This is a genomic window from Kribbella sp. NPDC004138, assembly GCF_053603655.1.
On record NZ_JBSGFZ010000008.1, the window covers coordinates 252346 to 272837 of the forward strand.

The following is a 20492-nucleotide window of genomic DNA, read 5'->3' on the forward strand; positions in this document are numbered from 1 at the left end:
GACAACTGGACGGCTCCGGTGCGGAGTTGCGGCCGCATCGGAATCCGGTGGTCCCGGCGGGTCCGGCACCGGGGTGGTCCTCGACCCCCACCCCGTGCCCACTCGCCGGGCCGCCGACTCGGGGCCGGTGGTGATCAGGAGGCGATGGGACATGTGGGAGTTCGACGACGCCGTCGAGGTGCACTCGATCGCGGTGGACGGTGTGCAGGTCCCCGACCAGTTCCTCTGGCGCGGCCGCCTCTGGCGGGTCCGCGCGGTCAGGTCCCAGTGGACCGAGACCGCGGCCTGGTGGGAGCGCGGCGTCATCGGCACCGGTGACATCCACGACCCGTATGCCGTCCGCACCGACTTCGCCGGCGCCACCTCTGCGTACGACGCCCGCGCCGACCGCGCGTTCGACCGGATCGACCCACGGGCCGACTCACGAGCCGACCGGCGGGTCGCGGGTGCCGATTCGCTGGCCCGGATCGACGCGGCCACCGTCGCCGAGGCCTGTTCGGCGGCCCGCGCCGCGGCCCGTCCGGCCCGGGCGCACACAGCCGGCGTGGCAGCGGCGGCCAACCCCCGCTCGCGCCCCGCTGCCACGCTTCCCGCCGGCACGCATTCGGCCGGCACTCCGGCGGCCGTCGGGGTGCTGGACGCCGACTGGGGACCGGAGCGCACGGTCTTCCGGGTGGAAGCCGGCTGCGGCCGGAGCGGCCGGCAAGAGATGTTCGACCTCGCCCACGACCCGGACTCGGGCCGCTGGCAACTGGAAAGGGTGACCGACCGATGACTGTTTCACCGGTGTCGCCGGCCGCGGCCGGCGCGGCCAGCCGAGAGCTGTTCCGTGCCCGTGCCGCCCTGGCCGAGGCGACGGAGACCAACGACCATCTGATCCGCTACTCGAGCGCCCACGTCGCGGCGCTCCGGGTCGCGGCCGCGGTGCTCGCCGTCCGCGCCCGCCCGGTCCGGTCCGGCAGCCGCCGGCGGGTCCAGCGCAACGCCTGGGTGCTGCTCGCCGAGGTCGCGCCCGAGTTCGGCGAGTGGGCCACGTTCTTCGCCGCCGGTGCCGCCCAGCGCGCCGCCGCCGAGGCCGGGCTGGAGCGCGCCGTCAGCACCCGCGAGGCGGACGACCTGATCCGCGCCGTGGAGACCTTCTACACCCAGGTGGAAGCCAGCCTGCGGTTGTCCACCACGCCGGTGCTCACCGCGACCACCGACCCGCAGTCCGTCCTGACCCAGTCCTGGATGCAAGCCAGCTGAGGTGCGCATCCGTCCCGCGTTGAGGAGATCCCGACCGTGAGCGAACCCTCCCGAGGCCTCGGCAAGGACCTGTGTGGTCGTGTCCACGCCCTCACCGGTGCCGAGTGCTACCTGCCGGACACGCACTACCCACGTCCCCACCAGGCGTTGTCCGGCGACTCCTGGCACGACGGCCTGTGCACGCAGTGCGCGGGTTCCGGCCTCCAGGCCGACATCCTCTGCCCGACCTGCAACGGCACCGCCTTCGAGCCCCTGATCCTGCCCGACACCTACCAACCCGGCTGAGTCGGCCGAAAGATGTTCATCCGTCGGCCGGGCAGCGTCTAGGGTCGGCGGGGTGAGTGGACTTCCGGTGTTGGATGTCGAGGAGCAGCGGGTTCTCGGGAGCCTGCTGGAGAAGCAGGTCACGGTGCCGGCGTCGTACCCGTTGACGGCGAACGCACTGCGGACGGCGTGCAACCAGACCAGTAACCGGGATCCGGTGGTCGACTACGACCAGGGGACGGTGGAGCGGGTCGCGCGGGCGCTGCGGGACCGCGAGCTGCTGCGGATCGTCTGGGTGGATGTCGGACGGCGCACGCTGAAGTACCACCAGATCCTCGACGAGAGGCTCGAGCTCGCAGCGGACGAGCGGGCGCTCATCACCGTGTTGCTGCTCCGCGGGGCGCAAGCACCGGGCGAGCTGCGGACGCGGGCCGAGCGGCTGCACAAGTTCGAGGACCGCAACGACGTCGAGGCGTGCCTGCAGCGGATGGCGGCGCGACCCGACCCGCTGGTGCGGGAGCTGGAGCGTCGTGTCGGTCAGCACGACCGTCGTTGGGTCCACCTCCTCGGCCCGGTGCCCGAGGCGGAGGCCGCCGTCGCCGTCGAGAGTGTCGACCGGGACACGGTGATCGCCGACGGAGCGGACGAGCGTGACGCCCGGGTGCGCTCGGCGTACGACGCCGTTGCGGGGACGTATGCGGACGAGTTGCTCGACGAGCTGGACGCGTTGCCGTTCGAGCGGTGGCTGCTCGACCGGGTGGTTGCCCACGCCAACGGCCGCCCGGTGGTGGAGGTCGGCACGGGGCCGGGGCACGTGACGGCGTACCTGGCCGACCGGGGCGCGGACGCCACCGGCATCGATCTCGCGCCCGAGATGATCGCCGAGGCCCGCCGGCGGTTCCCGCACCTGCAGTTCGAGGTCGGCGACCTGCGCCGGCTCGGCCGGCCGCCCGCGAGCTCCGGCTGGGCCGCGGTCCTCGGCTGGTACTCGCTCATCCACCTGGCCGCGTCCGAGCTGCCCGGCGCGATCACCGCGCTGACGCGTCCGCTCGATCCCGGCGGCTGGCTGGTCCTCGCACTCCACGCCGGCGAAGAGGTCCGGCACGTCGACGAGCTGCTCGGTCACGAGGTCAGCCTCGACTACGTCCTCCACGATCCGGCGTACGTCGTCGGCGTGGCCGAAGCCGCAGGCCTCACCGACATCGAGTGGTACCTGCGCGGTCCCATCGCCGCCCGCGCCGAAACCACCCGCCGCCTGTACGTCATCGGCCGGACACCGTCGCACTAGGCGAGCCCGGGTGAGGCAGCAACCCCTCCGATGCTGCCTCAGCCGGATCGGCCGCTGCGTCAGGCCTTGGCGTACGTCTCCGCGGACAGCGACTCGAACTCCAGGCCGACCGCCGGGCCGTCGCCGACGACCCACGCGTCGTGCCCGGGTTCGATGACGTAGGCGCTGCCCGGCAGCAGCCGCGCCTTGGTGCCGTCGTCGTGGACGACCTCCATCTCGCCGGAGAGCAGGGTTCCGACGTGGCGGACCTGGCAGGAGTCGCCGCCGATGACCGGACGGATGCACTCGGACCAGCGCCAGCCGGGCTGGAAGGTGATCCGGGCGACACTGGCGCCCGGCAGCTTCACGACGTCGACGCTCGTCTTGTCCGGTGCGCGTCGCTCGTCCGGCTCGTCGAAGGACTTGCTGAAGATGGCCATGATCCCTCCCTGGTGATCGCATCTCCCCTGGTGCCGAGAGTGCGCCGATCCCCGCTCCGGCGACAGATCCGGGGACTTAAGGACCGGTTACGACGGGCGGCGGGCAGACCGCGGGGCCGGTGGAAGTAGGGTGTGGCGCGGTGGGGTGGCGATGGGGGACCGGCTGGAGGGTTGATGGTGGATCGGCGGCGCAGCGTACGGACGGCGTTGGTGGGCGAGGCGCTGCGCGTGGCGTTGGCGGGACGTGAGCGGACCGACCCCGGCGCCGGGCTGGACATCGTCGATCTCGGCGGCGGGACCGGCGGCTTCGCCGTTCCGCTGGCGGTCGAGGGGCACCGGGTGACGGTGGTCGACCCGAGCCCGGACGCGCTGGCCTCACTCGAGCGCCGCGCCCGCGACGAAGGCGTCAGTGAGCTGGTCCGCGGTGTCCAGGGCGACGCCGCGGAGCTCCCCGGCTTGGCGGGGGAGTCAAGCGCGGACGCCGTCTTGTGCCACGGGGTGCTGGAGGTCGTCGACGACCCGGTCCAGGCGTTGCAGGCGATGGCCTCGGTGCTGCGCGAGGGCGGCGTACTGAGTCTGCTGGTTGCCCAGCGCAACGCCGTCGTCCTGGCGCGGGCGCTCGCCGGTCACCTGGCCGAGGCGCGGATCGCGCTGCAGGACCCGGACGGGCGCTGGGGTGCGACCGACCCGATGCCGCGGCGGTTCGACGAGGCGGGGATCACCGGGCAGCTGGCGGACGCCGGATTCATGGTCCACACCGTGCACGGCGTCCGGACGTTCGCGGACCTGGTGCCGTCGGCGTTCGTCGACTCCGAGCCGGGCGCGGCCGACTCCCTGGCCGAGCTGGAGCGTGCCGCCAGCCAGCACCCGGCGTTCCGCGCGCTGGCGACGCAGCTGCACATCCTCGCCACGCGCTGACCGGCGCTGCGACGGAGGGTGACGAGAGCACTACCTCCGGCGCGCGGGGCGGACGCTAGCTGTGAACCGGCTGTGAGCGACACGCCGAAGGACACAGGTTTGGGACCGGTCTGGCCAGGGCAGTTGCGGGACCGTGACGCGCTGGACAGCCGGTCAGGGTTTCGTGTGACGCGGGCGCGGCCTAGACTGGAGGCGGCCTATCGAGATCGCGCTCATCATGGAGGGATCGACGGTGCCCCTCTCGGAAGAAGAGCAGCGCCAGTTCGAGCAGCTCGAACGTGCCCTTGCTGCGGAAGACCCGAAGTTCGTTTCCGCCATGCGTGGGACCAATGTGCGCTTGTACTACAAGCGCCGGGCAGTGCTTGCCGGCGTTGGATTCGTGCTGGGCATCGCGGTGCTGATGACCGGCGCGATCATTCCCAACACCATCATCGGAGTCATCGGCTTCGTGATGATGGTGGCGTGCCTGTACGTCGCGGCGCTGAGCATGAAGCGGATCAGCAACGCGGGGGAGTCCGACGACATCCCGCCGCCGCCGCCGACGAAGCGGCACCGGACCAAGCACGACTCGTCCGGCAGCTTCATGGAGCGTATGGAAGACCGCTGGCGCCGCCGCCGCGACGAGGATCTCTGACCGCTTTCGAGCACCGCTCGACCCTTCTCGAGACCTTTCGACCGCACCCGTGCCCTGGTGGGACGGGTGCGGTCGTTTCTCGGCCCTCCGGCGTGACACCGTTCGTCCCATGCTCACTATCGGACGCCTGGAATCCACTGACCGTGCCGCTTGGCAGACCCTGTTCGCCGGCTACAACGAGTTCTACGGCCGCACGATGCCGGACGAGTTCTTCGAGCAGGCGTGGACCAGGTTCCAGCGTGACGAGGAGATCCACGCGCTCGGCGCCCGCCTGGACGGGCACCTGGTCGGCATCGTCCACTTCCTGACGCACGCGAGCACGACGGCGCCGGACTCCTGCTATCTGCAAGACCTGTTCACCGCGCCCGAGGCCCGCGGCCGGGGTGTGGCGCGGGCACTCATCGAAGCCGTCACCGACTGGGCCCGCGACCGTGCGTGCGGGCGCGTGTACTGGTCGACGCACGAATCCAACGCGACCGCCCGCCGGCTCTACGACCAGGTGGCCGAGAACCGGGGGTTCATCCTCTACCAGATCCCGCTGTGAGTCAGTTGGTGCGCGGGCGCTTCGGAAGGATCAGCGAGCGGAGCCGGGCCAGGAGCAGGTCGAAATCGTCGAGCAGGTCGGACGCCTCGGTGGTGCCACGGCTCAGGTACCAGCGCCACGACGGCGGCAGCAGCCGCGCCCGCCAACGCCGGCGGAGCCGGGCCTGGGACCAGAGCGCCTCGCGTACGGCGGCCGCATCCGCACGCAGGTCCAGTTCGCGATGCGTGTCCTCGGCGTACCGCAGCGCCTCGATCCCACGGGCCAGCCGGCGTGCGGCGCCGTGGTTCTCCTCGGGGAGCTTGGACACCAGCCACTGACCGGCTTGCCGCGGCGTCGCGATGTCGGACCAGTCGAGGCCGAGGTCGCGCGAGGTGTCCCGGATCTCCGCCCACAGCCCTTCGGCCGCGGCCCGTCCCGGTGGCCGCAGGAAGCGCCGGCGCCGGGTCAGCGTGCGGATCAGCCAGGGGACGCAGAGCAGCAGGACGACGCCCAGGCCGGCCGCGATCGCCTTGCCGCCGCCGTTGGTGAACCAGTTGCCGGAGTCAACGATCACGGAGCCGTTGTCGTTCGGCAGGTTCGGGTCGTTCCGCGGGCGGGTGACACCGGGGGTCTCCCGGTCGCCCGGCGTGGTCGGCACGTTGGTCGGCGCGGTCGTCGGGTTGGTCGGGTTCTCGGTGGCGGCGATCGTCCAGTTCGGCGTGGCCGAGACCCGCGCGGACGGCGTCGGCTCGAACCGGACCCAGCCGACGCCCTGGAAGTACAGCTCCGGCCACGCGTGCATGTCGTGCATCCGGACCGTGTAGTCGCCGTCCTTGCCGGCGGTGCCGGGCAGGAAGCCGATCCCGACCCGGGACGGGATCCCGATGATCCGGGCCATCAGGGCCATCCCGGTGGCGAACTGCTCGCAGTACCCTTCCTTGTTGGTCAGCAGGAACTCCTCGAGGGCCGCCATACCGCTGCCCTTGGCGTTCTGCGTGCTGTAGGTGAAGCCGCCGCCGCTGCGGAACCAGTTCTGGATCAGGACGGCCGCCTCGAACTTGTTGTCCTTGGCCGCGGCGGTGATCTCGTACGTCTTCTGCCTGATGTCGGCCGGCGTTCGCTGCGGCACGACCGACGTGTACTGGTCGGGCGCGCTGGTGGTGATCGCGTCGTGCAGCTGCTCCGGGCTCGGCTGCACGTCGTACGACGTCAGCTTGTACTTCTTGCCGCCGACGATCGAGCCGTTCGACGAGACCACGTCCAGCGAGCCGGCGTCGTAGCGCCAGTCCCGCTTCAGCGAGATCGAGCGCAGCGGGTACGGAACCGGGGCGAACTGGGACCGGAACGTCCGGGTGACGTCGATCTCCATCGAGGTCTGCTGCACCTTCGACAGGTCGCCGGAGTAGCCGGGCGGCGGGGTCAGGTCGCCGCCGCTGAGCTTCTGCCCGGGGGAGCGTGGCGCGATCCGCCAGGTGTTGCCGTCGAACAGGTCGAGCGCGGTCAGCCGCAGGTACGTGCCGCCGGTCGGGCCGCCCTTGTAGGTGAGCGCCACGACGTTGTCGCCGCGCTTCAGGTTCTTGCCCATGTCCAGCATCGGGTCGGTCGACGAGATGCTCGCCCCGATCCCGCTGCCGCTCCCGCCGCCGGCCAGGCCGTTGCCGATCACACCTTCCGGCAGCGTCGGCAGCAGCGCGGGCAGCAGGGCGGCGATCGCGACCACGGTCAGCCCGATCCGGCGGCCGGCCTGCCCGAGCGCCGACGCCTCGACGGGCTCGGCCGCGTCGAGATGCGAGACGCCCGAGATCCGGCGCCCCCAGCGGCTCAGCCGGCTGCGGCCCTCGGCCGACAGCAGCAGGATGTACCCGATCGCGGGCGGGATGAACAGCAGCCACGGCAGCCCGCCGTGCACGGTCGCGGCGGGCACCGTGTACATGATCAGCAGCAGCAACCCGGACCAGGCGGCCTGGCGCAGCTGGACGGCGATCACGTGGATCAGGAATCCGGCGGCCGCGATCACCGACACCGCGAACAGCGTGAGATGCGAGTCCTGGGGCAGCGGCGCGCTGAACCGGTTGATCGAGTCCATCGCGTCGACCATCTGCGCGTTGAACTCGAGCGCCGTCGCCTTCAGCGGCAGCACCCCGAACTTCATCGTGTCGTGCAGGAAGAACAGCGACAGCAGCTCGACCAGCACCACCAGCTGGACGATCGGTACGACGATGCGTGGGGCGCGCAGGTTCTGCAGCAGGACGCCGACCCCCGTCACCAGCGCGCACAGGAATGCGCTGATGAACAGGAACGGGCCGGAGAACACCGGCGTGAGGACCATCGCCCCCAGCACGGTCGCGCCCCAGGCGGCGAGCGAGATCCTGGCGTGTCCTGTCATGCGATTCGTCCGCTTCGTAGGCCTAGCCCGGACCATACGGTCGGGAGGTGGTCGCCGCGGCGGACTCTGGCGACTCGCCAGCCGTTCCGGCGCAGCTCGTTCTCGGTGGCGTCCGTGGCGGCGGTCAGCCGGGCCGCCTTCTCGGTCGCCTCGGCGCCGACCGCCCAGCTCGCGGCGTCCAGCACCAGCGCGACACCGGTCGCCTGGCTGGTCCGCCAGCGGTTCAGGGCGGTGATGTCCTCACTGCCGCAGGCGCCGACGACGGCAATCACGAGGCTCGGGTCCTGCGCGTGCCGATCGACGGTCAGCAACGGGCCGAGCTCGGCGTACTTGTGCTCCTCGACCGTCGCGCACTCGGTCAGCAGCTGCTGCTGCGTGAGCGGCTGGTGCACTGCCGCGGACGACCGGTGCGTGATCGCCGACAGCGTGGTCGGCCCGCCGAGCATCGTGGTGACATAGCCGCGCCGCATCCGGTCGATACCGATCGACGCGGCCGCGCTGACCGCCCACTCCAGGCTGGACGACGGGCCGTGCCCGTGGTGCGAGATCGTCCGTGCGTCCAGGAACAGCGCGCACCGGCTCTGCCAGGGCTGCTCCTCACGGCGGACCATCAGCTCGCCGCGGCGCGCGGTCGACCGCCAGTGCACCCGGCGCAGGTCGTCGCCGTCGCGGTACTCGCGGACCGTCGCGTCCTCCTCGCCGGCGGCCGCGATCGCCCGCGGCCGGTTCTCACCGGATCCGGCGCGGTCCGCGCCGAGCCGGACCTCGGGCAGCTTGTAGACCCGCGGCGTGACCAGCAGGTGCTGGCTGCGGGTGAACGTCCGGGTCGTCTCCACCAGCCCGAACGGATCGGCCACCGTCAGCATCAACGGGCCGACCTGGAACAGGCCGCGGACGTCGGACTTGACCGGGTACGTGACGGTCCGGCGCCAGTTCGGGCTGACCCGGTCGACGACGAACCGCGGGCGGTGGCCCAGTACATAAGGAATACGGTCCTCGAGCAGCAGCAGCCCCGCGGGCATCCGGCCCTGGTTGCTCAGCGCCAGCTCGACGGTCGCCGGCGTCCCGACCGGCACCTGGTCCGGCGCGAGGCTGCGCCGTACCTGGAGCCGCAGCCGGGTCCGGCCGACGACGAGCGCCGCCACGACCGGCAGCGCGGCCAGCAGGATGCCGACGCGCAGCAGATCCTTTTGGCCGAGCAGGAGAGCGCACAGCGAAGCCGTGAGACCGGCCGCGACGAACGCCCGCCCTCTGGTGGTCAGTCCGCGCAAAGCCTGCCGCATGTCTCAGTCCCGGCGGGTACGGGGGAGCGGCACGCTCGCCACGAGTCCGGAGATGATGTCGGCCGCACCGCGCCCACCGAGATGCGCTTCGGCCGCCGGCAGCACGCGGTGCGCGAGCACCGGTACCGCGAGCTCCTGGATGTCGTCCGGCAGCACGAACTCCCGCGAGTCCAGCGCGGCCGCCGCGCGCGCGGCGCGGATCAGGTGCAGCGTCGACCGCGGGCTGGCGCCCAGCCGGAGCTCCTGCGAGCGGCGGGTCGCGCCGACCAGGGCCACGGCGTACTCCTTCACGGACTCCGACACGTGCACCGACTGCACCGTCTTCACCAGGCGCAGAATCTGCTGGCCGTCGGTGACCGGCTGCAGGCTCTGCAGCGGGTCGTCGGCCGCGTGGCCGTCCAGCATCCGCAGCTCGGCGGCCGGCTCCGGGTAGCCCATCGACACCCGGGCCATGAACCGGTCGCGCTGCGCCTCCGGCAGCGGGTACGTGCCTTCCATCTCGATCGGGTTCTGCGTCGCGATCACCATGAACGGCGCCTCGAGCTGGTACGTCGTGGTGTCGACGGTGACCTGACGCTCCTCCATCGACTCCAGCAGCGCGGCCTGCGTCTTCGGCGAGGCGCGGTTGATCTCGTCGCCGACGACGATGTTCGCGAACACCGCGCCGGGCTTGAACTCGAAGTCGCGGATCTCCTGGTTGAAGACCGAGACGCCGGTGATGTCCGACGGCAGCAGGTCCGGCGTGAACTGGATCCGTCGCACGCTGCAGTCGATCGACTTCGCCAGCGCCTTGGCCAGCATCGTCTTACCGACGCCCGGTACGTCCTCGATCAGCAGATGCCCCTCGGCCAGCAGAACCGTGACGGCCACCTCGATGACGTCGGACTTGCCCTCGATCACCTGTTCCATGGCCCGCCGTACTCGGCCCGCCACCTCGGACAGCTCGTCGAAGTCCCCGGCTCCTGCCAGCGGCGAGCTGGTCGCGGTGCTGCTCACTCTGTGTCCTCCCCATTCGTTGACTGCCGACACATTCTGTCCCGCTGCGGGGGTCGGGCCTAGAGGCGCGGAAGTTTCGTTACCTGGCGTTTCGGTGTCCATCGGCGCACGCCCTCACGGCGGGGTCGGAAAAGTCTTCCCCCCAGCGTACGGGCGGTGAAAGCAGTGTGCGGGGCGTACGACGCTGCGAACCGCTGTCTGGTTCACGGTTCCGGGCCGCGAACAGTTCATCCGACGAACCTGCGACGACCGACCTTGAGCACCGACCAACCGTTTCCGGCGCCTCCGAATGGTTGGCCCGTGCCCAAAGTCGACTTCGCGTTGCCGTCCTCCACTTTGCTCCACTGCGTCCTCCACTTCGCTCCACAGGGGCTTGTGGAGGCGGGGTGGGGTGACGGCTGAGCCGGCAGCGACACGCTGGCGCTGAGCGTGAATTCAGGCGGCACAGGGGCGTAACGGGGCGGAAGTTGGTTGACGGTGGTGGAAAGTGGAGTAAGGTGGAGCGCAGTGGAACTGAAGTGGTGGAAACACTCGCCTGAGTCGGAAAGTCCGCAACGGGGAGGTGGAGCGTGTTCCTCGGAACTCACTTCCCCAAGCTCGACGACAAGGGCCGGCTGTTCCTGCCGGCGAAGTTCCGCGACGAGCTCGCCGACGGCCTGGTGATCACCCGTGGACAGGAGCGATCGCTGTCCGTGTGGCCGGAGCGTGAGTTCGTCCAGCTGACCGAGCAGTTGAAGCAGGCCCCGATCACCAACAAAGGTGCCCGGGACTACCTCCGGATGCTGTTCGCCGGCGCCTCGAACGAGATGCCGGACAAGCAGGGCCGGGTCACCATCCCGCCGATGCTGCGCGACTATGCGTCACTGGATCGCGACTGTGTCGTCATCGGGGCGATGAATCGGGTGGAGATCTGGAACACGGAGAACTGGAACCGGTACTCCGCGGAGCAGGAGCAGGCGTTCGCCGACCTGTCCGAGGAAGTACTGCCCGGGATCTTCTGATCATCAAGCTGAACAGTGTGCGAGGACTGGAACACACCGACCGTCCGGTGAGATCACGGGTCCGACTTCCGACCTGGAGTGTTGGCGTCACTTCCCCGGCGCCAAGACCCACAGGTACTTCCCCGGAAGGCGTACCCGCGATCTGACCGGACGGTGCTGTCTCCGGGCCGTCTACGCACCACATGACCTGCGGGGGCAGGGTCGTCCCCGCGGCGACGGGAAGGGTCGAGATGGACGCTGCGGAGCGGCATGTGCCGGTGATGCTGGAGCGCGTCGTCGCGCTGCTGGCGCCGGCGCTCGCGCGTCCCGGCGCCGTCGTCGTCGACGCGACCCTCGGCCTCGGCGGTCATTCCGAGGCGTTCCTGCGGCAGTTTCCCGAGGTCCGGCTGATCGGCCTCGACCGGGACCCGAACGCGTTGCGGCTGGCCGGCGAGCGCCTGGCGCCGTACCAGGAGCGGATCACCCTCGTGCACGCGGTGTACGACGAGTTGCCGCGGGTGCTGGCCGACCTCGACGTCGCGGCGATCGACGGCATCCTGTTCGACCTCGGCGTCTCGTCGATGCAGCTGGATGAGGCCGACCGCGGGTTCGCGTACGCGCAGGACGCGCCGCTCGACATGCGGATGGACCCGACCGGCCCGACCACGGCGGCCGACATCGTCAACACCTACAGCGCGGCCGACCTGGCCCGGATCCTTTTCCAGTACGGCGAGGAGAAGTTCGCCCGCCGGATCGCGGACCGGATCGTCCGCGAGCGGGAGACCGAGCCGTTCACGAACAGCGCCCGGCTGTCCGAGCTGGTCCGCAACGCGATCCCGCAGGCCGCCCGGCGGACCGGCGGGCACCCGGCGAAGCGGACCTTCCAGGCGTTGCGGATCGAGGTGAACGGGGAGCTCGACGTGCTGCGCCGCGCGCTGCCCGCCGCGCTCGGGGCGCTCGCGCTGCACGGCCGGATCGTGGTGATGAGCTACCACTCGCTCGAGGACCGGATCACCAAGCAGGCGTTCGCGCCGGGCACGAAGTCCGACGTACCGGACGACCTGCCGGTGATCCCGGCCGGGCACGAACCGTATCTGAAGCTACTGACCCGGGGCGCCGAACGGCCGACCGAGGAGGAGGTCGCGGCGAACCCGCGCGCCGCCTCCGCTCGCGTGCGGGCGGCCGAGCGGATCCGGGAGAGGGGACTGGTGGCCTGATGAGTACTGTCTTCAGCCCGCAGAAGGCGCGGGTGACTCCGGTCGCCAGTGGCCCGGCGAAGAAGCCGCAGCCGCGGCTCCGGGTGGTGTACGGCGCGCCGTTCCGGCCGCCGCGGATGCCGTTCGTCATCTTCGTGGTGTCGCTGCTGGCCGCCGGACTGGTCGGTCTGCTGCTGCTGAACACCGAACTGCAGAGCGGCACGTTCAACATCACCAAGCTGAGCTCGCAGGCCGATCAGCTCCGGGACCAGCAGGAGCAGCTGGAGAAGCAGGTCCGGACGCTGGAGTCGCCGCAGAACCTGTCCGACCGCGCGCTGCGGATGGGCATGGTGCCGAACCCGAACCCGGTGTTCCTGCGGCTGTCCGACGGACGGGTGCTCGGCGTACCGGCCGAGGGCAAGGCGGACGCCGGTACGGCGATGTTCGGGCCGGGGACGCCGACCGGCAAGGCGACCGCCAAGCCGCCGGTGAAGCCGGTGACTCCGGTCAAGCCCGTGACGCCGGTCAAGCCGACGGCCGGGACGACCAACCCGGGCACCACCAAGCCGCCCACGACCGCCACGAAGCCGCCGGCCGGTACCACCAAGCCGCCGGCCACGACGAAGAAGCCCGCCACGACCACACGGGGATGATCGGATGACGGACCGACGGGGAAACGAGCCGCCGCCACGAAAGCGTGGTGCTGCTCCGGGCCGGGACAACCCGCCCCGCAAGGCTCAACCCCGTCGTCCGTCCGCTACGGACAGTGGTCGCACTGTCCCACCCCGCCCCGAATCCACCCGCGAACGCCTCCTGCGCAAGGCCCGCGAAGAGCGGGAACGCACACGGGCCGCGGCGGCTCCACGCCCAGTGAAGAAGGCCGCGGCGAAGAGGCCTTCCAGTGGTACGCCGGCAGCTCGCAAGCGGGCTCAGCCGACCGGAGCCGCCAAGCGCCCGGTCAAGAAGACCGCGAAGCGCCCGGTCAAGAAGACGGCCTCGGCGAAGAAGCGGCCGCCGCAGAACAGGCCTCGGCCGCGACCGAAGAAGCGCCGGGTGAAGAAGCCGCCGCGGATGCTGCGGCTCGGGCGGCCGGCGTTGCGGTTGCGGATGACGTTCGGCGTGATGGCGTTCGTGCTGTCGCTGTTCGCCGGGCGGCTCGTGCTGCTCCAGGGCGTGGACCCGGACAGCTACGCGCAGGCGGCGACCAAGGAGAATGCCCGCTCGTTCACCCTGCACGCCAACCGCGGCACCATCACCGACCGCAACGGCGTCGAGCTCGCGGTCACCGAGGACGCGGTCGCGATCACCGCGGACCCGCAGCAGACAAGGCCGGTGGCCCAGCAGCTGGCCGCGATCCTGGCCCCTAAGCTCCCCGGCACGACGGCCGCGACGCTGGTCGCCGCGATGTCCGGCACTGGCCGCTTCACCTACCTCGCACGCCAGGTCAGCCCGACCGTGTGGACCGCGATCCAGGCCGAGATCAAGGCCGCGAACGCGCCCATCGCCGAGCAGAACAAGGGCAAGCCGAAGGAGCAGCAGGCGCCGCTGCTGGCCGGCCTCTACACCGAGGAAGACCCGATCCGCAGCCACCCGAACGGCAGCATCGCGGCCACCCTGGTCGGCGTCACCGGCGCCGACGGCAAGGGCCAGTCCGGGCTCGAGTACGGCCTGAACGCGAAGCTGTCCGGCAAGGACGGCCAGGCGATGTACGAGGTCGATGCCAAGGGCAACAAGATTCCGAACGCGAACCACACCGTGCAGGAACCGAAGCCCGGTCTCGGCGTCGAGCTGACCCTGGACACCGACCTGCAGTACTTCGCGCAGAAGCGGATCGAGAAGGCGGTGCGGGACTACCAGGCCAGCTCCGGCACGGTGGTCGTGATGGACGTGAAGTCCGGCGAGCTGATGGCGATGGCGAACTACCCGACGTTCGACCCGAACACGAAGTACAAGGCGTCCGAACTGAACAACCCGGCGCTGGAGCGCAGCTACGAGCCGGGTTCGGTGCAGAAGGTGGTCACGATGGCCGCCCTCGCCGACGCCGGGATCATCGACCTGAACACCAAGCTGCAGGTCCCCGGCAGCATCGACGTGCAGCGCCGGATCATCAAGGACCACTGGTCGCACGACACCTTGAACCTGACCATCTCCGGGGTGATCGCGAAGTCGTCGAACGTCGGCACGATCATGGCCGCGCAGAAGATGCCGATCGCGCAGTTCGTGAAGTACCTGCACGACTTCGGTTTCGGCGAGCCGACCGGCCTGAACTTCCCGGGCGAGACCAAGGGCCTGCTGACGCCGGGTGACGAGTGGCCCGAGCTGACCCGGTCGAACGTGGCGTTCGGCCAGGGCCTCTCGGTGAACGCCGTTCAGGAGACCGCCGCGGTGAACGCGGTGGCGAACGGCGGCGTCTACGTGCCGCCGAAGCTGGTCCGCAACTACGTCGACGCCAACGGCGCCAAGATCCCGAACCAGACCGCCCCGGCCCGTCGCGTGGTGAGCGAGAAGGCGGCCAAGGAGGTCACCACGATGATGGAGGCGGTGACCGCGAAAAAGGGCACCGCGCCGCAGGCCGCGATCGACGGCTACCTGGTGGCCGGCAAGACCGGTACCGCCCAGCAGGTCGTTCCCGGGACCGGCAAGTACGGCGCCTGGGCGACTTCTTTCGCCGGATTCGCTCCTGCGGACAACCCGCGGTTCGTGACGTACGTCGTACTGCACGATCCCCAGGGTGCCCGGGGTGGTGGTCTCCAAGGAGGACCGGTGTTCCGAGACGTGATGAGCTACGCGTTGCAGAAGTACGTCGTACCGCCGACGGGTGCGGCGCAGCCGAACATCCCGCTGACGTGGAAGTGACGCCCAGCCTGGTGACACACAGTCTGGTGACGCAGGGTCAGATAGGAGTCACGGGGCCTGGAGCGGTAGCCTCAGGGCCCGTGTCCACCCCTACCGCCGCCGGCGGCGCGGTCGCAGCGATCAGGCCACGGCACGTCGTGCCGGTCAGCCTCGCCGACCTCGCGAACGTCGCCCGAACACAACCTCCGGCAGAGTCGCCGGTGGCAGTGACCGGCGTTTCCCTCGACTCGCGTTCCGTCCTTCCCGGCGACCTGTACGCCGCTTTGCCCGGTGCGGTCACGCACGGTGCGGAGTTCGTCGCACGCGCCCAGCACGCGGGGGCGGTCGCCGTCCTGACCGACCCGGCCGGAGCGGACCGCGCCGCGGCCACGGGCCTTCCGGTGCTGGTCGTCGACAAGCCGCGCAGCGTGCTCGGAGCGGTCGCGTCCCGCGTGTACGGCGAGCCGACCAGCGCGCTCCGGCTGCTCGGTGTAACCGGCACGAACGGCAAGACCACCACCAGCTTCCTGCTGGACTCCGTGCTCCGGGAGCTCGGTCCGACGGCGCTCATCGGGACCATCCAGACCCGCATCGGCGACGAGGTCGTGAAGAGCGTCCGGACCACCCCGGAGGCCACCGACCTGCAGGCGCTGTTCGCGGTGATGCGCGAACAGGCCGTGGCGTGGTGCTCGATGGAGGTGTCGAGCCACGCGCTCGCGATGGGCCGCGTCGACGGCGCGCGCTACGCGGTCGCCGGGTTCCTCAACCTCACGCAGGACCATCTGGACTTCCACAAGACGTTCGAGGACTACTTCCAGGCGAAGGCCTCGTTGTTCACCCCGGAGCGGTGCGATGTCGCCGTGGTGACGATCGACGACGAGTACGGGCGCCGGCTCGCGGCGCAGACCGTCGTACCGACCGTCACGGTGTCGACGAAGGGCGACGCAGACTGGACCGTCGCCGGCCTGCACCGGTCGGAACACGGCGGCACGATGATCGACGTCCGGGGCCCCGGCGAGGCGTTCACGATCGAGATCGCCCTGCCCGGTGACTTCAACGTCGCCAATGCGCTGCTCGCGACCGCGATGCTGCGGCAGGTCGGCGTACCGGTCGAGACGATCGCGGCCGGGCTGCGGACGGCGAGTGTGCCGGGGCGGATGGAGACGTTCACCCGTGCGGACGGGCCGGCGGTGATCGTGGACTACGCGCACACGCCGGACGCGGTCGCGCTGGCGCTGCGGGCCGCGCGCGGCGCGACCAAGGGCCGGCTGTTCGCGGTCGTCGGTTGCGGCGGCGACCGGGACCCGTGGAAGCGGCCCGCGATGGGCGCCGAGGCCGCCCGGGCGGCGGACGTGGTGATCATCACCGACGACAACCCGCGCAGCGAGGACCCGGCGGCGATCCGCGCCGCCGCGCTGGCCGGCGCGCGGGACGCCGTACCGCAGGTGGACCTGCACGAGATCGGCGACCGGCGGCGGGCGATCGCGTCCGCGATCGAGCTGGCCGGCCCGGGCGACACCGTCGTCGTCCTCGGGAAGGGTCATGAGACAGGCCAGGACGTCGGCGGCGTGATCCACCCGTTCGACGACCGCGAAACCGTGCGTGAGTTGCTGGAGGCAGACCGGTGATCCCTGTCAGTTGCGGCGAGATCGCCGACGCCGTCCGCGGAGAGCTCGTGGGCGCCGAGCCCACGGCCGTCGTGGAGGGCCCGGTGGTGATCGACTCCCGGGCGGCGGGACCGGGCGGCCTGTTCGTCGCCCTGCCCGGCGAGCGCGTCGACGGCCACGACTTCGTCGGTACGGCGACCGCGGCCGGCGTCACCGTCTCGCTCACCACCCGGCCGGTCGAGGGCAGCCCCTGCATCGTCGTTGACGACGCGCAGCGGGCGCTCGGCGACCTCGCCCGGTTCGTGATCGGCAAGCTGCCCGGCTTGACGGTGATCGCGCTGACCGGGTCCTCGGGCAAGACCAGCACCAAGGACCTGATCGGCCAGCTGATCAGCCCGTACGGCGAGACCGTGGTGCCGGAGGGCTCGTTCAACAACGAGATCGGGCACCCGCTGACCGCACTGCAGGCGACGGCCGCGACCAAGTACCTGATCGCCGAGATGGGTGTCCGGAGCCTGGGCGACATCAGCTACCTGACCGGGATCACGCCGCCGCAGGTCGGCCTCGTGCTGAACGTCGGCACCTCGCACATCGGCAAGCTCGGGTCCCAGGACAACATCGCGCTCGCCAAGGGCGAGATCATCGAGGCCGTGCAGCCGGGCGGCACCGCGATCCTCAACGCCGACGACCACCGAGTGGCCGCGATGCGCAGCCGCACGAGCGAGCGGGTGCTGACCTTCGGCGAGGCGCCCGAGGCCGACGTCCGGGCCACGGACGTCAAGATCGACGGCGAGGGCCGGCCCGCGTTCACGCTGCACCTCGGCGACTTCAGTGCGAATGTCGAGCTGCGGTTCATCGGCGAGCACTACGTCTCGAACGCGCTCGCCGCCGCCGCGGTCGGGGTGGCGATCGGCCTGACACCGGAGCAGATCACCGACGGGCTGAACGCCGCCCAGCGGGTGTCCGCGGCGCGGATGGAGCTGACCGAGCGCGCCGACGGCGTGACGATCATCAACGACGCGTTCAACGCGAACCCGGAGTCGACCCGCGCGGCGCTGAAGTCGCTGGCCGCCATCGGCCGGTCCCGCGGCGCGCGGACCTGGGCGGTGCTCGGCGAGATGCTCGAGCTCGGCGACGTCTCCGCCGACGAGCACGACGCGATCGGGCGGCTGGCCGTCCGGCTGGACGTGAACCGGCTGGTCGTGGTCGGCGAGGGCGCGAAGCCGATCCACCTCGGCGCCTCGCTGGAAGGCTCGTGGGGCAACGAGTCCGCGTTCGTGGAGACCATCCCCGAGGCGCTGGAGTTGCTGCGCAAGGAGTTGCGCGCCGGTGACGTGGTGCTGGTGAAGTCCTCGAAGGCCGCCAAACTGCGCAGCCTCGCCGACGCCCTGCTGGAGGAACAGCAGTGATCTCGATCCTGTTCGGCGGCGCCGTCGCGATGGTGCTGACGCTGCTCGGCACCCGCTACGCGATCAAGTGGCTGGCCCGGCGCGGGTACGGCCAGGAGATCCGCGACGACGGCGTGAAGTCCCACCAGATCAAGCGCGGTACGCCGACCATGGGCGGCTTCGTCTTCATCATCGCGACCATCGTCGGGTACTTCGCGGCGAAGCTGTTCACGATGACGCCGCCGAGCGCCTCGGCGATCCTGGTGCTGTTCCTGTTCGCCGGGATGGGCGCGGTCGGGTTCCTGGACGACTTCATCAAGATCTTCCGGCAGCGCAGCCTCGGTCTGCGCAGCAAGGCGAAACTGGCCGGCCAGACGCTCGTCGCGGTGATCTTCGCGGTGCTCGCGCTGCAGTTCCCGGACGAGCGCGGTCAGCGGCCGGCGTCGCCGTTCATTTCGTTCATCCGCGACATCGGCTGGCTGGAGCTGCCGGCCATCCTGGTGATCATCTGGATCCTGCTGCTGATCGCCGGCATGTCGAACGGCGTGAACCTCGCCGACGGCCTGGACGGCCTGGCCACGGGCGCGTCGATGATGGTGTTCGGCGCCTACACGCTGATCTGCATCTGGCAGTTCAACCAGAGCTGCGCGACCGCCCAGGGCGTCGGCGCGAAGTGTTACGAAGTCCGAGATCCGCACGATCTGGCCGTCGTCGCGGCATCCCTGACCGGTGCGCTGTTCGGCTTCCTGTGGTGGAACGCGTCGCCGGCGAAGATCTTCATGGGCGACACCGGTTCGCTGGGGCTCGGCGGCGCGCTGGCCGGCATGGCTGTGATGACCCGGACCGAGCTGCTGGTGCTGCTGCTCGGCGGCCTGTTCGTCGTCATCACCGCGTCGGTGATCCTGCAGGTCGGCTACTTCAAGATCACCAAACAGGCATCCGGCGTCGGTAAACGGCTGTTCCTGATCGCCCCGTTGCACCACCACTTCGAGATGCTCGGCTGGGAACAGGTGAACGTGGTGATCCGGTTCTGGATCATCCAGGGCCTGTGCGTCGTGATCGGACTCGGGGTCTTCTACGCGGAATGGGTGACCGGATGAGTCTTGAAACACGCACGTCCGACGGTTGGGCGACGACCCGGTTCGTGGTGCTCGGCTTCGGTACGGCGGGCTATGCCTGCGCCGACTCCCTGATCCAGGCCGGCGCCGAGCACCTCGTCGTCCTGGACGACCGCGACACCGAGGCGTTGCGCGAGAAGGCGCAGATCCTGGAGACGCTCGGAGCGACGATCACGCTCGGCCCGGGCAGCACGGCCGAGCTGCCGAAGGACGTCGACGTGGTCGTCACGTCGCCCGGCGTACCGCCGCACGCGCCGCTGCTCGCGCAGGCCGCCGAGCGGGACGTGCCGATCTGGAGCGAGATCGAGCTGGCGTGGCGGCTGCGCGACCCGGAGCACCCGGCGCCGTGGCTGTGCATCACCGGCACCAACGGGAAGACCACGACCGTGCAGATGCTGACCGCGATGCTGGAGGCGGCCAGCCACCGTGCCGTTGCCGCGGGCAACGTCGGGCTGCCGCTGCTGGAGGCGGTCATGGATCCCGAGCCGTACGACGTGATCGCGGTCGAGCTGTCCAGCTACCAGCTGCACTACACGCACTCGATGTCGGCGCACGCGGCCGCCGTCCTGAACATCGCGCCGGACCATGTCGACTGGCACGGGTCGCTCGAGGCGTACGCGCAGGACAAGGGCCGGATCTACGAGAACTGCCAGGTCGCGTGCGTGTACAACGTCGCGGACCCGGCCACCGAGCACCTGGTCGAACAAGCCGACGTGATCGAGGGCTGCCGGGCGATCGGCTTCACCCTCGGTACGCCGGGACTGTCGATGCTCGGCCTGGTCGACGACCTGCTCGTCGACCGCGCGTTCGTGGAGCAGCGCAAGACGTCGGCGCTGGAGCTGGCCTCGATCGGCGACGTCACGCCGCCCGCACCGCACAACGTCGCGAACGCGCTGGCGGCCGCCGCGCTGGCCCGCGCGTTCGGCGTCCCGGCGACCGCGATCCGCGACGGGCTGCGCGGGTTCCGGCCCGACAAGCACCGGATCGCACACGTCGCGGACGTTGCCGGGGTCAACTATGTCGACGACTCCAAGGCCACCAACCCGCACGCCGCGCAGGCGTCGCTGCTGGCCTACGAGCACGTGGTGTGGATCGCCGGCGGTCAGGCGAAGGGCGCGACGTTCGACGAGCTGGTGATCGCGGCGCGCAAGCGTTTGCGTGCGGTTGTCCTGCTCGGGCAGGACCGGGACGTGATCGCCCAAGCTCTGGAGCGACACGCACCGGATGTCCCGAGGATCGTCGTCGAGTCAACCGACACTGGTGCCATGGAGATCGTGGTGGGGGAGGCGGCGAAGCTCGCACAGGTGGGTGACACCGTGCTGCTCGCGCCCGGCTGCGCGTCCTGGGACATGTTCGCCAACTACGGAGCCCGCGGCGACGCCTTCGCCGAAGCCGTACGCCGACTGGGGTGA

The 20492-nt window shown here is 70.7% G+C and carries 19 protein-coding genes; 15 read left to right on the plus strand and 4 right to left on the minus strand.

Going from position 1 to position 20492, the window contains the following annotated elements; genetic code table 11:
- Nucleotides 1-151: 151 nt before the first annotated feature.
- From ACWEOO_RS13940 to ACWEOO_RS13955, 4 genes are read left to right on the plus strand one after another with little or no spacing between them, the layout of a single operon-like run.
- On the plus strand, nucleotides 152-775 hold the full coding sequence (locus tag ACWEOO_RS13940; protein WP_452143276.1) for a DUF6504 family protein: 624 nt from the start codon (nucleotides 152-154) through the stop codon (nucleotides 773-775).
- Complete coding sequence (locus ACWEOO_RS13945; protein ID WP_452143277.1) at nucleotides 772-1245, plus strand: SAV_6107 family HEPN domain-containing protein; 474 nt, start codon at nucleotides 772-774, stop codon at nucleotides 1243-1245. Before ACWEOO_RS13940 ends, ACWEOO_RS13945 begins: the two co-directional genes overlap by 4 nt.
- 36 nt (nucleotides 1246-1281) lie before the next feature.
- Nucleotides 1282-1530: a hypothetical protein gene (locus ACWEOO_RS13950; protein WP_452143278.1), complete on the plus strand. Its 249-nt coding sequence runs from the start codon at nucleotides 1282-1284 to the stop codon at nucleotides 1528-1530.
- A 52-nt stretch (nucleotides 1531-1582) separates the two neighbouring features.
- The gene (locus ACWEOO_RS13955; RefSeq protein ID WP_452143279.1) at nucleotides 1583-2797 is read left to right on the plus strand and encodes a DUF480 domain-containing protein; all 1215 of its coding nucleotides are present in this window, start codon (nucleotides 1583-1585) and stop codon (nucleotides 2795-2797) included.
- 59 nt (nucleotides 2798-2856) lie between these two features.
- Here ACWEOO_RS13955 and ACWEOO_RS13960 read toward each other — a convergent pair whose 3' ends face one another.
- Nucleotides 2857-3216 (minus strand): cupin domain-containing protein, encoded by a 360-nt coding sequence (locus tag ACWEOO_RS13960; RefSeq protein ID WP_359933410.1) that lies wholly within the window; start codon nucleotides 3214-3216, stop codon nucleotides 2857-2859.
- Nucleotides 3217-3390: 174 nt separating this feature from the next.
- Between ACWEOO_RS13960 and ACWEOO_RS13965 the strand changes: the two genes are divergently transcribed.
- From ACWEOO_RS13965 to ACWEOO_RS13975, 3 genes are all read left to right on the plus strand, one after another.
- The gene (locus tag ACWEOO_RS13965) at nucleotides 3391-4134 is read left to right on the plus strand and encodes a class I SAM-dependent methyltransferase (protein ID WP_355689903.1); all 744 of its coding nucleotides are present in this window, start codon (nucleotides 3391-3393) and stop codon (nucleotides 4132-4134) included.
- Nucleotides 4135-4366: 232 nt separating this feature from the next.
- Nucleotides 4367-4768, plus strand: a complete 402-nt coding sequence (locus ACWEOO_RS13970) for a DUF3040 domain-containing protein (protein ID WP_355689905.1) — start codon at nucleotides 4367-4369, stop codon at nucleotides 4766-4768.
- A 109-nt stretch (nucleotides 4769-4877) separates the two neighbouring features.
- Nucleotides 4878-5312 (plus strand): GNAT family N-acetyltransferase, encoded by a 435-nt coding sequence (locus ACWEOO_RS13975; protein WP_452143280.1) that lies wholly within the window; start codon nucleotides 4878-4880, stop codon nucleotides 5310-5312.
- 1 nt (nucleotide 5313) lies between these two features.
- Here ACWEOO_RS13975 and ACWEOO_RS13980 read toward each other — a convergent pair whose 3' ends face one another.
- Genes ACWEOO_RS13980 through ACWEOO_RS13990 form a run of 3 tightly spaced genes read right to left on the minus strand, consistent with a single transcriptional unit; the run spans nucleotide 5314 to nucleotide 9869 of the window.
- A complete protein-coding gene (locus ACWEOO_RS13980; protein ID WP_452143281.1) occupies nucleotides 5314-7677 on the minus strand; it encodes a transglutaminase family protein in 2364 nt (787 codons plus the stop codon).
- Nucleotides 7674-8960, minus strand: a complete 1287-nt coding sequence (locus tag ACWEOO_RS13985; RefSeq protein WP_452143282.1) for a DUF58 domain-containing protein — start codon at nucleotides 8958-8960, stop codon at nucleotides 7674-7676. Before ACWEOO_RS13985 ends, ACWEOO_RS13980 begins: the two co-directional genes overlap by 4 nt.
- Nucleotides 8961-8963: 3 nt before the next feature.
- The gene (locus tag ACWEOO_RS13990; RefSeq protein ID WP_359933779.1) at nucleotides 8964-9869 is read right to left on the minus strand and encodes an AAA family ATPase; all 906 of its coding nucleotides are present in this window, start codon (nucleotides 9867-9869) and stop codon (nucleotides 8964-8966) included.
- A 656-nt stretch (nucleotides 9870-10525) separates the two neighbouring features.
- On the opposite strand from ACWEOO_RS13990, the gene mraZ reads away from it, so the two are divergent.
- From mraZ to murD, 8 genes are all read left to right on the plus strand, one after another.
- A complete protein-coding gene (mraZ, locus tag ACWEOO_RS13995; RefSeq protein WP_130446673.1) occupies nucleotides 10526-10957 on the plus strand; it encodes a division/cell wall cluster transcriptional repressor MraZ in 432 nt (143 codons plus the stop codon).
- Between the two features lie 230 nt (nucleotides 10958-11187).
- Nucleotides 11188-12153, plus strand: coding sequence for a 16S rRNA (cytosine(1402)-N(4))-methyltransferase RsmH (gene rsmH, locus ACWEOO_RS14000; RefSeq protein ID WP_452143283.1), 966 nt, complete (start codon nucleotides 11188-11190; stop codon nucleotides 12151-12153).
- Nucleotides 12153-12785 (plus strand): hypothetical protein, encoded by a 633-nt coding sequence (locus ACWEOO_RS14005; RefSeq protein WP_452143284.1) that lies wholly within the window; start codon nucleotides 12153-12155, stop codon nucleotides 12783-12785. The genes rsmH and ACWEOO_RS14005 overlap by 1 nt, the downstream gene beginning before the upstream one ends.
- A gap of 217 nt (nucleotides 12786-13002) precedes the next feature.
- On the plus strand, nucleotides 13003-14988 hold the full coding sequence (locus ACWEOO_RS14010; RefSeq protein ID WP_452143285.1) for a penicillin-binding transpeptidase domain-containing protein: 1986 nt from the start codon (nucleotides 13003-13005) through the stop codon (nucleotides 14986-14988).
- Between the two features lie 80 nt (nucleotides 14989-15068).
- Nucleotides 15069-16595, plus strand: coding sequence for a UDP-N-acetylmuramoyl-L-alanyl-D-glutamate--2,6-diaminopimelate ligase (locus ACWEOO_RS14015; protein WP_452143286.1), 1527 nt, complete (start codon nucleotides 15069-15071; stop codon nucleotides 16593-16595).
- Entirely contained in the window at nucleotides 16592-17983 is a 1392-nt protein-coding gene (locus tag ACWEOO_RS14020) for a UDP-N-acetylmuramoyl-tripeptide--D-alanyl-D-alanine ligase (protein WP_452143287.1), read from the plus strand. Before ACWEOO_RS14015 ends, ACWEOO_RS14020 begins: the two co-directional genes overlap by 4 nt.
- Entirely contained in the window at nucleotides 17980-19062 is a 1083-nt protein-coding gene (gene mraY, locus ACWEOO_RS14025; protein ID WP_452143288.1) for a phospho-N-acetylmuramoyl-pentapeptide-transferase, read from the plus strand. Before ACWEOO_RS14020 ends, mraY begins: the two co-directional genes overlap by 4 nt.
- On the plus strand, nucleotides 19059-20492 hold the full coding sequence (gene murD / locus ACWEOO_RS14030; protein ID WP_452143289.1) for a UDP-N-acetylmuramoyl-L-alanine--D-glutamate ligase: 1434 nt from the start codon (nucleotides 19059-19061) through the stop codon (nucleotides 20490-20492). The genes mraY and murD overlap by 4 nt, the downstream gene beginning before the upstream one ends.

Excerpts from the sequence above, each read along its gene's own strand:
- ACWEOO_RS13940 (WP_452143276.1), top strand. The coding sequence starts at position 152 with ATGTGGGAGTTCGACGACGCCGTCGAGGTGCACTCGATCGCGGTGGAC.
- ACWEOO_RS13945 (WP_452143277.1), top strand. The coding sequence starts at position 772 with ATGACTGTTTCACCGGTGTCGCCGGCCGCGGCCGGCGCGGCCAGCCGA.
- ACWEOO_RS13960 (WP_359933410.1), bottom strand. The coding sequence starts at position 3,216 with ATGGCCATCTTCAGCAAGTCCTTCGACGAGCCGGACGAGCGACGCGCA.
- ACWEOO_RS13965 (WP_355689903.1), top strand. The coding sequence starts at position 3,391 with ATGGTGGATCGGCGGCGCAGCGTACGGACGGCGTTGGTGGGCGAGGCG.
- ACWEOO_RS13975 (WP_452143280.1), top strand. The coding sequence starts at position 4,878 with ATGCTCACTATCGGACGCCTGGAATCCACTGACCGTGCCGCTTGGCAG.
- ACWEOO_RS13980 (WP_452143281.1), bottom strand. The coding sequence starts at position 7,677 with ATGACAGGACACGCCAGGATCTCGCTCGCCGCCTGGGGCGCGACCGTG.
- ACWEOO_RS13985 (WP_452143282.1), bottom strand. The coding sequence starts at position 8,960 with ATGCGGCAGGCTTTGCGCGGACTGACCACCAGAGGGCGGGCGTTCGTC.
- ACWEOO_RS13990 (WP_359933779.1), bottom strand. The coding sequence starts at position 9,869 with ATGGAACAGGTGATCGAGGGCAAGTCCGACGTCATCGAGGTGGCCGTC.
- rsmH (WP_452143283.1), top strand. The coding sequence starts at position 11,188 with ATGGACGCTGCGGAGCGGCATGTGCCGGTGATGCTGGAGCGCGTCGTC.
- ACWEOO_RS14005 (WP_452143284.1), top strand. The coding sequence starts at position 12,153 with ATGAGTACTGTCTTCAGCCCGCAGAAGGCGCGGGTGACTCCGGTCGCC.
- murD (WP_452143289.1), top strand. The coding sequence starts at position 19,059 with ATGAGTCTTGAAACACGCACGTCCGACGGTTGGGCGACGACCCGGTTC.